Origin of the sequence: Fulvivirga ligni (assembly GCF_021389935.1) — a bacterium.
Lineage (GTDB): Bacteria > Bacteroidota > Bacteroidia > Cytophagales > Cyclobacteriaceae > Fulvivirga > Fulvivirga ligni.
Window position 1 is genome coordinate 2229870 of sequence record NZ_CP089979.1, and the last position, 12650, is coordinate 2242519.

Annotated in this window: 13 protein-coding genes; 3 read left to right on the forward strand and 10 right to left on the reverse strand. The window is 38.8% G+C overall.

What is annotated here, in order from left to right; translation table 11 throughout:
• The first annotated feature begins 23 nt into the window (after positions 1–23).
• The gene (locus tag LVD16_RS09890) at positions 24–629 is read left to right on the forward strand and encodes a toxin-antitoxin system YwqK family antitoxin (RefSeq protein WP_233773774.1); all 606 of its coding nucleotides are present in this window, start codon (positions 24–26) and stop codon (positions 627–629) included.
• Here LVD16_RS09890 and LVD16_RS09895 read toward each other — a convergent pair.
• The 6 genes from LVD16_RS09895 to LVD16_RS09920 all read right to left on the reverse strand — a co-directional run bounded on the left by LVD16_RS09895 (position 626) and on the right by LVD16_RS09920 (position 7513).
• Positions 626–2071, reverse strand: a complete 1446-nt coding sequence (locus tag LVD16_RS09895; protein WP_233773775.1) for a POTRA domain-containing protein — start codon at positions 2069–2071, stop codon at positions 626–628. The two genes, LVD16_RS09890 and LVD16_RS09895, sit on opposite strands and share 4 nt — an antisense overlap.
• Positions 2072–2157: 86 nt before the next feature.
• The gene (locus tag LVD16_RS09900; RefSeq protein WP_233773776.1) at positions 2158–3342 is read right to left on the reverse strand and encodes a prolipoprotein diacylglyceryl transferase; all 1185 of its coding nucleotides are present in this window, start codon (positions 3340–3342) and stop codon (positions 2158–2160) included.
• 9 nt (positions 3343–3351) lie between these two features.
• A complete protein-coding gene (gene nadE, locus LVD16_RS09905; RefSeq protein WP_233773777.1) occupies positions 3352–5193 on the reverse strand; it encodes an NAD(+) synthase in 1842 nt (613 codons plus the stop codon).
• A gap of 47 nt (positions 5194–5240) precedes the next feature.
• Positions 5241–5984 (reverse strand): ribonuclease III, encoded by a 744-nt coding sequence (gene rnc, locus LVD16_RS09910; protein WP_233773778.1) that lies wholly within the window; start codon positions 5982–5984, stop codon positions 5241–5243.
• A 2-nt stretch (positions 5985–5986) separates the two neighbouring features.
• Positions 5987–7237 (reverse strand): beta-ketoacyl-ACP synthase II, encoded by a 1251-nt coding sequence (gene fabF, locus LVD16_RS09915; protein ID WP_233773779.1) that lies wholly within the window; start codon positions 7235–7237, stop codon positions 5987–5989.
• 36 nt (positions 7238–7273) lie between these two features.
• Positions 7274–7513, reverse strand: a complete 240-nt coding sequence (locus LVD16_RS09920) for an acyl carrier protein (RefSeq protein WP_202245760.1) — start codon at positions 7511–7513, stop codon at positions 7274–7276.
• A 269-nt stretch (positions 7514–7782) separates the two neighbouring features.
• Here LVD16_RS09920 and LVD16_RS09925 point away from each other — a divergent pair, with 269 nt between their 5' ends.
• Together LVD16_RS09925 and pyk are read left to right on the forward strand one after the other, a co-directional pair.
• On the forward strand, positions 7783–8202 hold the full coding sequence (locus LVD16_RS09925; protein ID WP_233773780.1) for an IPExxxVDY family protein: 420 nt from the start codon (positions 7783–7785) through the stop codon (positions 8200–8202).
• A 1-nt stretch (position 8203) separates the two neighbouring features.
• Entirely contained in the window at positions 8204–9634 is a 1431-nt protein-coding gene (gene pyk, locus LVD16_RS09930; RefSeq protein ID WP_233773781.1) for a pyruvate kinase, read from the forward strand.
• A gap of 54 nt (positions 9635–9688) precedes the next feature.
• On the opposite strand, the gene LVD16_RS09935 is transcribed toward pyk, so the two are convergent.
• The 4 genes from LVD16_RS09935 to LVD16_RS09950 are packed head-to-tail and all read right to left on the reverse strand — an operon-like array spanning position 9689 to position 12648.
• Positions 9689–11239 (reverse strand): NFACT RNA binding domain-containing protein, encoded by a 1551-nt coding sequence (locus LVD16_RS09935; RefSeq protein WP_233773782.1) that lies wholly within the window; start codon positions 11237–11239, stop codon positions 9689–9691.
• Between the two features lie 4 nt (positions 11240–11243).
• On the reverse strand, positions 11244–12005 hold the full coding sequence (locus LVD16_RS09940; protein ID WP_233773783.1) for an MBL fold metallo-hydrolase: 762 nt from the start codon (positions 12003–12005) through the stop codon (positions 11244–11246).
• Entirely contained in the window at positions 12002–12277 is a 276-nt protein-coding gene (locus LVD16_RS09945; RefSeq protein WP_233773784.1) for a hypothetical protein, read from the reverse strand. The genes LVD16_RS09940 and LVD16_RS09945 overlap by 4 nt, the downstream gene beginning before the upstream one ends.
• Positions 12277–12648: a response regulator gene (locus LVD16_RS09950; RefSeq protein ID WP_233773785.1), complete on the reverse strand. Its 372-nt coding sequence runs from the start codon at positions 12646–12648 to the stop codon at positions 12277–12279. The genes LVD16_RS09945 and LVD16_RS09950 overlap by 1 nt, the downstream gene beginning before the upstream one ends.
• Positions 12649–12650: the final 2 nt, after the last annotated feature.

Below are 12650 nucleotides of genomic sequence, written 5' to 3' on the forward strand. Positions count from 1 at the left end.
AGTAGAAGTGAATGTAACTAATCATGATTAAGCTATTTATTTTAATGAGTATGCTGCCTTTCACGCTTTTAGCACAGGATACTCTTCGCTATGAAAGTGGTGCTGAAAAGGCGGTTGGAGCGCTTAAAAATGGGAAAAGAGAAGGTGAATGGGTATTTTATTATCCTGATGGAACCTTAAGTGCTTACCAAACCTACAGTAGCGGCGCTTTAAATGGAGACGTAAGTTATTTCAATTTTCAGGGAAACCTCACCGGGAAGGAGTATTGGCGCAATGATCTTCTAGTGGATTCTGCCACGTATTATCATGATAATGGAGTTGTAGAAAAAGCCGGTAAGTATGACTTGGGTAGGTATGAAGGAGTGTGGCGCTTTTATCATGAAAATGGTAGATTAAAGCGCATAGTAACCTACGTAAATGGCTGGCCAGAAGGAGATTGGCAAGTGTTTAACAATCAGGGGATACTCGTACAGAAAGGCTCATTTTCTGAAGGTAAAGAAACCGGAGAATGGAAGTTCTACACAGATAAAGGTGATCTGGAGTATGTTGGTAATTACGAAAATGGAGAGAGAGTAGGGAAGTGGTACAGAGTAACTGCCAAAGGCAAGCGAAAGGAAGTAGATTATTAAAATTCCTTCTTCAAATGTATGAATACGCCACTTTCTCCTTCACGATTCACTGAATATTCAAAACGGATAACGGTGTCATAGTAAGATACTATATCAAGACCCAGTCCTGTCCCGAATAAATACCGGTCAGAAAGGGTTTTGTTTTGATAATAATTGGTCAGGTTTTCAGCATAGGCCATATCGAAATAGGTCTTTAAATAGATATCTATTGGTATATTTTTAAACTGGTCTATAGGCAGAAAGCCAAGGTGAGTGGTAAAGCTCAGCAGCTTCTTTTTAAAGGTGGTTCGGTTGAGGTAAAATGACTTGGCTTCAACCACATAAAGTTCATACCCTCTAACCACATCATGTTTATAACCCAGACCGCGTAAGTTGGCATAAGGCTGGTCTTTAGGCGTGCTAACATACACAGAGCTGAAATTGGATAAATAATAGGATTTTCCAAGATCAAAAAACTTAATATTCCTCAGGCCAATATCCAGCTGGTTGATATCATCAAATATGCCCAGGCCATATTTACGAATGAATGCATCAAATTTAACGCCTCTCAAAGGATAACTGATGTTGTTACGTTTATCATAAGTGAAATCATAAGCGGCGCTGAAGTACCTCTGGGTGAGGTCACCATTGAGGTAGTAATTGGGGTTTTGCTCCGTCACTTCACTGCTTACCCAGTTGTCATTATAGTAGATATCAAAGTTATGCTGAGTATAAAAATTGTTTCTGAACTTATAACCTAAACCGTACAAGGTCTCCACCCTTAAGATATTTTCTGAATCAAGAAATTCTCTTTTATGATCTTCGGTGGCTATGGCAATGTTCTTATTTTCAGCATATGAGAATAACACGGATAAGCCATGCCTTTGCGATCGGTCCAGATAGGGGATGTTGTAGCCTACATCAAATCGCTTGGTATAGCCAAACTGTAGCAATAGACGCAGGCTTTCGTTACGGCCTCTCATATTGTTTTTGAAGAGCTTTACTCCATAATTAACCCGGCTGAAATCATGATTCTGATTTTGCCACCAATCGTTAAAATTACGATCTACCAGGTCAAATATGGGCACTGGAAATGTGTACCATCGTTCAGTTACCTTTATCACAATGTCCACCGCATCGCTACCCAGTTCTAACAACGAAACCTCAACTGTATTGAATAATCGGGTATTAAAAATCTTATTCCTGTCCTGTATGAGAATGCTATTCAGGTCTTCTTCATAATAGAATTCACCCTGGCGCACACTCATTTCACGCAAAATGATTTTCCTTTTGGTCTTGGTGTTACCAATGATGAGAATATTATCTATGTAAAGATTGCGACCTAAAGTAGTGTCTTGCTCATGCTGAACAGAAGGGATACTGTCCTGACTTATTACGGTAGAATCGCCTGCATACGAAGTCGCAAATAGTGAAAATAAACATGAAATTAAGTATGCCAGCATCTTCGATTCCTACCCAGGAAATGGTTTTTGGTTTAAGGTTTAGTAGATAAAAATATGAATTGTATATCATAAACTAAACGATTTCGCTATTCTATTTTAGGCTCGGGATCATTCTTTTTCTTTAATCCGCGTATAAGAAGAATTAGGCCTATAACTACCAGAGGAATACTTAGTATCTGCCCCATGTTAAGAGCCAGATCATCTTCAAAACCCACCTGATTCTCTTTTAAAAACTCATAAAGAAAGCGCATAGTAAACACCACGGTCAGGAAAATGCCGAATAGCAGTCCTTGAGGAGTTTTGTTCTTCCATTTATTCCAAAGGAAGAATAGCAAAATAAATAGCACCAGGCAGCTAAAAGCCTCATAGAGCTGTGCAGGATACCTTGGGATTCCGAAGATGTTCACCTCGGCAGTGTATTCACCGGCATTATTTTGTGATATTTTATTTATAAATTCAACACTATCAGATACATAGAAATGTTCTCTCAGGTAGCTTTTCCCTTTTAGCTGAGCTTTAAATGATTTATTAAGATAGCTCTCAACACCTTCTTGAGTCCTTACGTCAGGATGATTTTTGAAGTTGATCTCAGCGTGGATTGGAACGTGTCCAGTTTCATAGCTTTGGTTAGATTGTGCCTTTTTATAGGTGACTTCAGCAATGGGAGTCGGGAATTCCTGAACAAATTGGTTGAGATTAGCGGCAAAAACAACGCCTTGTTCAGAGTCAGTTGGTTTTCCTACAATTTCAGAATTCATAAAATTACCTACCCTTATAAGGCAGCCGCAAATGGCAGCAAGGATGGCTACTCTATCTACCATTTGTAGAAACGATTGATTGGCTCGCTTCTGTTTCTTAAAAACAAACTTGTCTCCTTTACCGAAAGGATTGATTACGAACTTAAAGTTAGTGTAAAACCAAAGTGCGGTGAGCAACCCTATAGCGGCTCCATGACTGGCAAGTCCACCTTCCCATATCTTAAAAATATACAACGGGTCACCCAGGAACTTTGCCGGATTATTCGGGAAGTCGTAAAAGAAAACATGTCCTAAACGTGCACCTATAACGGTGGCTAGCACCAGATAAATGGTTAAGGTTTCAACGTCTTTTTCTGGTTTACCTTCTTTTTTATAGATGTAAAATAAGATCTGCTGACTTATAACCAGGCTTAGGGTGAAGAGTAAACCATAGTATCTTACCGGATGATCATTGAATGGCAAATGAAAGAATACGGGATCAGTATCCCAGATGATGTAGTTCAATAAGTTCATCCTTGGATTTTATAGGTTGTTTAGTTCTTCTAATTCTTGCTTAAAGCTTCCAGACAGTATTGGGAATCTGCACCAGGTTCTGGGATCTACGTTGAAATCATCTAAATGGAATGATGGAGCTATTCGCTCTCTTTTCCATTGATTTCTAGACCATAGCGTATAAAAACGAGTAATATGCTGCTTTAGAAGGTCATCATTTTCCAGATTCCTGGCACTTAGATTATTGAAAACCTCTACCGGAGATTGATGTTCTTTGATGGCCAGCTTTTCTATTTCCACTATAATGTGATAAGGCATAAGATCGGCCTCATCAGTTTGATGTGATTCCAGAGGTCTTAACTCAGCACTTGGCTGCAATAAGTTTACATGAGATAAGGCGGTATAGCCTAATTCTTTCTCTGCCCACTTCAACCAATTGATAATGAAATGCTTATCCACTGCCGCTATAGGAGAAATACTACCACTAGTATCACCATCCATGGTGGCGTAGCCCACATCACCCTCACTTCGATTAGAGGTGGTGAGGAGCAAGGCATTGTTAATATTTGCCAACATCCAAATGATTGGAGAACGAGCTCTGGCTTGAATATTCTGTAGTGCGATATCGTCCTTCTCCCAGGTTAATTCTCTAGCTAATGCCTTTTCTATTTTACCAGTATAAGATGAAACTTCATCATCTATTAACCAATGATGGAAAGTGGCTCCCAGTTCAGTGGCCAGCTCCTTGGCAGAATTAAAAGTATCTTCAGAACTGTTTACAGTGCCCTGATAAGCACAAGTCAGAATTTCAGCTACAATGCTCTTTAAATCCGTACTTTTTATATGTTGAAGGCCAGCTTTTTCAAGAAAAGCCTGAGTTCCTAAGGCTACGATTCCTCTTTTTACCATCTCACCTACTAATACTGCTATAGTAGAGGAATCAGCGCCACCACTGAGTGATAGTACATAACCTTTGCTTCGGCTCTTTCTGAGGTAATCGAATAAGGCTAAAGTCTCTGCTTTTAAGAACTCTGTGTTCTTGTCTCTTATGTATTCTACAGGAGCAGGGTAGACCTCATCCTCATTATTGAAGTCAACTTCGGCATACTGCAGTTCTACACTTTTAAAAGAGAGCCAATCGTTTCTTTGAATGAGTTTTCCATGACGTGCGATCAGTATTTCTCCGTCATAAATCATTCTACCCGCTTCATTACCCAAGAGATTGGCATAAACGTATGTACAATGAAAGTTTTTTGAGCTCAGCACTACCAGTTCTTCTCTCGCTAGTGTTTTGTCAAAAGCAAAGTGGCTGGCACTTGGGTTTAATATCAGGTTTACGCCCTTTTCATAAAGTTTGCAGGCCGGGCGTATCTGGCGCCAGGCATCTTCACAAATCTCAAAGCCCATTTTTATAGGGCCAAATTCAAAAATGACATCACCAAGGTCGTAGGTTTCACCGAACACTTCTAGTGGTTTTACCACCTCAGAGGGCCATGGAGTAAACCACCTTGGTTCGTAATGCACACCGTCATTAGCCAGGTTTTGTTTGGCATAGAACCCCAAAATTTCAGTGTTCTTTACTATACAGCAGGTGTTATAGTTCTTCCCTTCGTACTTTATGGGCACACCAATAGCCACTGTAATATTCTCACACAGAGGGATGATCTTCTCTAAAATCTCTAACGAGCGAGCATAGATCCAGTCACCCAGGAATATGTCTTCACACCCATAGCCTGTAATGCAAAGCTCAGGCAGGCATAAGATGTCCACCTTGTTTTTCTGGGCTGTTTCAATAGCCTCACTTATGTTTTTGAAATTGTTTGCCCAGTCTAGAGCGGTTTGGTTTAAAGTAGCTCCTGCTAATTTAGTCATTGGCTAAAATTATGAGTGTGAGAATGTAGGAGCGAATATCGGTAATTTTACTCCAAATTCAGGAGTTCACAGGTTTTTTGAGCGGCACTTTGTTCTGCCCTTTTTTTACTGGAACCTATGCCTGTGGCCATGGGCTCTTCATTAATATAAACCTGAGCGGTAAATTCCCGGTGTTGCTTATCGCTTTTCACTGCAATAATTTCAAATTTAAGATCCTTATTTTCCTTTTGAGACCATTCTATGATCTTACTCTTCCAGTTAGGATTAGATCTTATAATTTCGTTGATATCAAAGTAGGGGATAATGAGCTTCTCAAGTACAAACTTAGAACAAAAACGGTAGCCTTTGTCCAGATATACTGCACCTACCAGAGCTTCTAAAGTATCACCATACAGAGACTTGTGAGAAAGATTTCCTTTCTTATTCTGATCGTATTCCACCACCTGATTTAGGCCAATTTTCTTACCCAGATTATTAAGAGATTCACGATTTACTATTCGTGCTCTTATTTCGGTAAGAAATCCTTCTTCTTTAAAGGGGAATGTTTTGAAAAGGTAGTCAGCTACAATAGCTCCCAGAATGGCATCGCCCAGGTATTCCAGCCTTTCATTAGATTCTTTTAGGCCTTTGCTGTTTACCTTGGCAATAGAGCTATGCTTTATAGCCAGCTCGTACAGCTTTAAGTTAAAAGGCTTACTACCGACAATTGTAGTAATTGCGGTAATAAGCCTTTTGTCCTTTTGTGATTTTTTTCGAAAAATGTTAACCAGTCGAGTTACACCACGACGCACTACTATTGGATTTTTCTGAAAATTATAGAGGTATTGTGACCTCCAAAACCAAAAGTATTGCTAAGAGCAACATTAATGTCACGCTTTTGCGCTTCATTAAAGGTGAAGTTTAGCTTGTTATCCAGGTTATCATCATCAGTAAAGTGATTGATAGTAGGAGGAACAAGACCTTCTTTAATAGCCATTATACTAGCTACAGCCTCTATAGCACCGGCAGCACCTAAAAGGTGACCAGTCATAGATTTTGTAGAGCTAATGTTAAGCTTATAAGCATGGTCGCCAAACACCTTTTTGATTGCTAGCGTTTCGCTAATGTCACCAAGTGGAGTAGATGTACCGTGTACGTTGATATAGTCTACATCTTCCGGTGAAATTTTGGCGTCAGCTAATGCATTGATCATCACGTTAGTAGCTCCTAAACCCTCTGGGTGTGGAGCGGTAATGTGGTGAGCATCTGCTGACATACCACCGCCAATAATTTCGGCATATATTTTTGCACCTCTTGCTTTGGCATGTTCGTATTCTTCAAGAATTAATGCTCCAGCTCCTTCACCTAACACAAATCCCTCACGGTCTTTATCAAAAGGTCTTGAAGCAGTTTCTGGAGAATCATTTCTTTCAGAAAGAGCTTTCATGGCGTTAAATCCACCAATTCCAGCTTCAGTAACTGCAGCTTCACTTCCGCCAGAAATGGCGATATCCATATGTCCTAATCTGATGTAATTTAATGCATCGATTAGAGCATTGGTGGCCGAAGCACACGCAGATACGGTGACAAAATTAGGGCCGTGAAACCCATATTTTATCGATATATAACCTGCACTGATATCAGCAATCATTTTCGGGATGAAGAATGGGTTAAAACGCGGCGTGTTATCATTGTTCGCGTAACTCTTCACTTCTTCCTGAAAAGTCTTGAGGCCTCCGATACCAGAGCCCCATATAACCCCAGCCTTATTTAAGTCAATAGATTCCAGATCGAGCTGAGCGTCTTTAACAGCCTCATCAGCTACGATTAGGGCATATTGGGTGAAAGGGTCCATTTTTCTGGCTTCCTTTCTATCAAAATGATCTTCTGGATTATAGTTTTTTATTTCACAGGCAAACTGTGTGCGGAATTTCTCGGGATCAAACCTAGTGATGCGATCAGCCCCACTAACACCATTTTTCAAGCCTTCCCAAAATTCAGGAGCTGTATTTCCTATGGGAGTAAGGGCGCCTATTCCTGTGACTACTACTCTTCTCAACGTCATAAAGGAGGGTTAGGGATTATATAAAAGGAGTTAAAATTAACTTTTTACGTTTTCTTCTAAATAAGAAATTGCCTGTCCAACAGTAGAAATGTTTTCTGCCTGATCATCAGGAATTGAAATGTTGAATTCTTTCTCAAACTCCATAATTAATTCAACTGTGTCTAGTGAGTCTGCTCCTAGATCGTTAGTGAAGCTAGCTTCAGGAGTAACCTCTGATTCCTCAACTCCTAATTTATCAATAATAATTGATTTAACTTTTTGTGCTATTTCAGACATGTTTTTAATGTTTTAATAGTTAAAATATCTGCAAAGAAATGCATTAAATATAATAATGTCAAACAATTTATTTAAAGTTATTAATGCAGGCAAAATGCCGAATATTCCCTTAAAAACTTATAATATTTGCAAATTTTAGAGAACTTTGCACCGGAATTTACAATTCAAAATTCGGGTTGTAAAGATGACTAAATAATTTAAAAGTGTTGTTTGAGCACTATTTTATTTTAGTTAAAACACAGGATCGCACATATTATTATATAATATAAGTGAAAAAGACTAAGCTAATTATTGAGCATAGTTATGATTTTGATCTGCTCGGAATCATATCTACCATTCGTTTTTATAAGGCAGCCTGGTCTATAAATAATTGTCTGAATATAAGATTTATTAAAGACGAGGACCTTACACTAGAGATAAAAGATGCAAGACCCTCTATATTCGGCAGTTATATCTTTGAAACAGAATATTGCTGCATACAGCTATATAAAAATAAATCGATAGATGGTGAAAACGCTTACCTTATTCCTGAAATGCAACATTACGATTATATATTAAAGACCTCACAGGAATCACAATCGTTTGCAGGAGAAGAAATAATGAAAGCGCTAAAAGAAGTCCCATGGATTCAATATATTGCCGCCATCGAAGTAAATAAACTAAAGTCTAAAGACAATCTTTTAACTTAATATGGATCAGGAAATACACTTTAACAAAACAAAAATTGTGGCTACAGTGGGCCCAGCCTCTAATGATAAAGACATGCTTCGTAAGCTGATGAAGGAGGGGGTAGACATTTTTAGATTAAACTTTTCTCATGGTACGCATGCAGATCACGCACAGGTGATACAGTATGTACGTGAGCTAAATGAAGAGCTAGGTAGTCATGTTTGTTTACTTCAGGATTTGCAAGGCCCTAAAATTAGGCTTGGTGAAGTAGAAAAAGGTGCTAAAATTAAAACAGGTCAGAAGTTCGTGATCACCACTGAAGATATGGTGGGTAACAGCGAAAAGGCCAGCACTGTATACCAAGGCTTGCCAGATGATGTAGAAATCGGCGATATCATTCTTATAGATGATGGTAAAATAGAGCTAAAAGTTACTGGTAAAAGCGGTAAGGAAGTAGAAACTGAAGTTGTTTTCGGTGGTAAAATAAAGTCTAGAAAAGGTATTAATATGCCTTTTACTAAGGTATCTGCTCCATCTTTAACAGAAAAAGATGTTAAAGATCTTGAGTTTGGACTACCTCATGATATAGAGTGGGTGGCATTATCTTTCGTAAGAACAGCTGAAGATATCCATGACCTAAGAAGTAGAATTCAAGCAGCAGGTAAAACAAGTCGTATTGTGGCTAAAATTGAAAAGCCTGAGGCGATTAAAAATATCGATGCTATCATTGAAGCTACAGATGCTGTAATGGTGGCTAGAGGAGACCTTGGTGTTGAAATCTTCATGGAAGAAGTGCCAATGGCTCAGAAAATGATTGTAGAGAAGTGTAATAAACTGTCTAAGCCGGTAATCATCGCTACTCAAATGATGGAGAGTATGATTGAAAACCCTAGACCAACCAGAGCGGAGACCAATGACGTGGCTAACGCTGTAATGGATGGTGCTGATGCTTTAATGCTTTCTGCAGAAACTGCTGCTGGCTTATTCCCTGTAGAGGTTATAAAGAGTATGGTGAAAACCATTACCAGCGTAGAAAGACAGGCTAATGTATACTACAAGCATGACTTACCAGATAGAGAAGATCCTTTATATAATCATGATGCACTTATCTTAGGAGCATGTAGATTAGCTAAAGCTACTGGTGCTAAAGCGCTTATCGGTATGACAGCTTCTGGTTATACTGCTTTTAGATTGGCAGCTAGAAGACCAAAAGGACATATCTTTATATTCACTTCTAACAGACCTTTATTAAACACTATGAACCTAATCTGGGGTGTAAGAGGTTTTTATTATGATGAAGAGGAATCTACAGATAAAACTTTTGCTGATATCGAAGATATTCTGGTTAAGAATGGCCACTTAGAGAAAGGTGATGTATTTATCACTACTGCTAGTATGCCTATTCAGGATAGAGCAAGAACTAACACCATTAAATTTAACGTGGTAGATTAAGTTCTTTTAAATAAGATAATTGAAAGGTGTTTCTAGAAAGAGGAACACCTTTTTTTATACCTTATTACTAGGCGGAACGAGTATTACGCTTTCTTCTTTGTCTACAGCCACCATGCCAGCCGGGTCTCCTTTTCTCTTGCGCACGTATTTCCTCGGAGTGACAATAACAGGGCATAAGGTGTCTGTTTTTCTTTTGCTGTAATAAGCGGCAATTTGAGCGGCTTTCTCTATCACATCATTAGGGAAGCCTTTTCCCGCCTGGTGTTTAATCAGCACGTGAGAGCCAGTTACATCTTTAGCATGCAGCCAAAGATCTTCTTTATAGGCATATTGCTGCAGAAGTAAATCATTATTCTTAGCGTTTTTACCTACCCAGACATCATAGTTGTTTACCTTAAACTGATAAAATGGCTTGTGACTGGTTTTTTCTTCTTCTTCTTTATTTTTATCCTTAACAAAAGATTTGAGTTGCCTGAAATCCTCAGTCTGCTCTATTTCTTCTTTTTTCATCATCAGTTCCAGAAGAAAATCGTCTTTGTCTGATATGTTTTTTTTCAAAGACTTGATCTCAATGGCCTGATTCTTTGCCTTTCGGTAATAGTTCTCCGCATTTTTTTGAGGTGAGAGATCCCTTTTTAATTTAATGGTGATGGGAGCGTAGTCCGCATAGAAATTATCGAGCGTAGTTTCTGTGCTGTGAGGAGCAATGTTGTGCAGGTTAGCCATAATAATATCGGCTAGCTGACTGTAATTCTGCTGATTTTCAATGCCTTTGAGCTTATCTCCGGTCTTTTTAATATATCCTTCGGTTTGCCTGATGCTCTTTTCCAAACCGCCCAAAAGCTGTTTTTTTATGTGCCTTGCACTTTCTTCAGAGATATATTTTATGAAAAATTGAGTAACAGCGTCAATTGGGTTCTGGTAGCTGGCTTTAATGTCACCGAGCTTAAGTAAGCTAAACTGTAAGCTTTCATCTAGTTCTGTAAGGTGAAAGATGCCTTCATTCAGTTCTTTGAGAACACTCTGAATGATTTCCCATTTCTCTTCAATATCTTTCTCTTGATAAGATTTATTCTTGAGATAATCCTTGATCAGTGGACCGAAGGTTGGGAAAAGGGTTTTTATATCACCATTTTCAGCTATGAAATTATCCTTACTTTGATCTAATGGCCTGTCTAATTCATCAAGCGTTAAATTAAAATCATTTTTAAGGCCCTTTTTAAATACTTCTGTGATGTCATTATTCTGAAAAAGAATGATGTTAGACCTATTGCCATGCATTTTAAACAGAAGGTGGTCATCATCTTCAAAAATGAGAGCAAAACATCTTTCGTTCTCGTACATTTTAATGTCAGAAACCTTTTTGCCAATAATCACTTGAAAAAGGTCAACACTGTTTCTTCTCGCTCGGCTGAATTCATTTGGAAATGACAGGCAGCAAAAGGATGGAGATAAAGATGCTTTTATATAAAGATCTTCTTGTCCGCTAAACCCGAATATCACCTCATTTTTATTTTGAGAGAAACATTCTACCAGCTCTGCGTTTTGCAGGCGTGGAGTTAAGGCAGCTGAAAGTTGCTTTAGGAAATAGTAATTATTGTGCATGTAACTACATTTCTATAGTTAGACCATCATGGGCTAGGTGCATATTATCAGGAAGTTCGGTTTTTACTTCTTTATGCAGCCCCATTCTATGGCTTATGTGTGTGAAGTAGGTTTGTTCGGCGCCAATTTCTTCAGCTAAAGCTATGGCCTGCTCCAGATTAAAATGAGAAATGTGTGTTTCTTTTTGCAGTGCGTTCAGCACCAATACCTTCGAGCCTTTTACCTTTTCTTTTTCTTCCTCGCTAATGTAATTGGCGTCTGTGATGTATGAAAAGTCTTTCACTCTAAAGCCGAACACCGGTAGTTTCAGATGCATCACCTGAATAGGAGTGAAGAGTACACCCTCTACTTCAAAAGGTGAATTGTCTATTTCATAAACTTTGATTTGAGGAACTCCGGGGTATTTTTTCTCGCCAAAAGCGTAGCTAAACTCTTGTTTTAGCTGTTCTATTACGTTGTGCTTGGCATAAATAGGCATGTCTTTTTGTTGCCTAAAGTTAAATGCCCGTACATCATCGAGGCCTGCAGTGTGATCTTTGTGCTCGTGGGTGAAGATAATAGCATCCAGCTGCTTTATTCTTTCTCTGAGTACCTGATTTCGGAAATCGGGTCCGGTATCTATGATAAAGCTTTTGCCTTCTGTTTCTATGTGAATAGAAGTGCGGGTACGCTTATCATGGTAATCTAATGATAAGCATACCTCGCAATCACATGCTATCACAGGTACGCCCTGAGATGTTCCGGTGCCTAATGTGGTCACCCTCACAGCTCTAATGTTGGTTGTACTAGTTCGTGGTAAAGTTTTTGGTTCTTTTCGCTTAGCTGGCCAGGATTAATCTCCACCGTCTTGATTATATCTAGCAGACAGTTGATTTTCCCATCTAAAGCAAAATACTTATTCACTACCACCACCTTATTATCGTTCAGGATGCACCACCCTGATTTAAAGTTACCCTTCTCATATCTTAAAATATAGTCGGTTTCTGCAAGCAGATCTTCGAGCTTGTTTAAAAAATGATTAGAGTACTTAATTGTCATTAGCTAGTGTATTTTTTCACCGCGTTTACTAACGCATCATAGTCTAGTGGCTTAATGAGGTACTCATTTATGCCCACATCATCGAAATCTGACTTAGCGTAGTTTTTGTAGTTACCAGAGATAGCTATAATAGGCATATTAGCTTTCTTAGAGTCACTTAACTCACGAATTTGCTTAGCTAGCTGCATACCGTCTGCACCTGGTAATATGATGTCTAATATTATAACATCATAATCATTCTTCTCAATTTCCTCAATTACCTTAGTCCCTGACTTGATCCCCTTAATGTGGTATCCCTGACCTGAGAAAATCTTCTTCGAAAGGGTCTGAATAACAGGACTGTCATCCGCAAGTAAAATTCTTTTTGCCATCT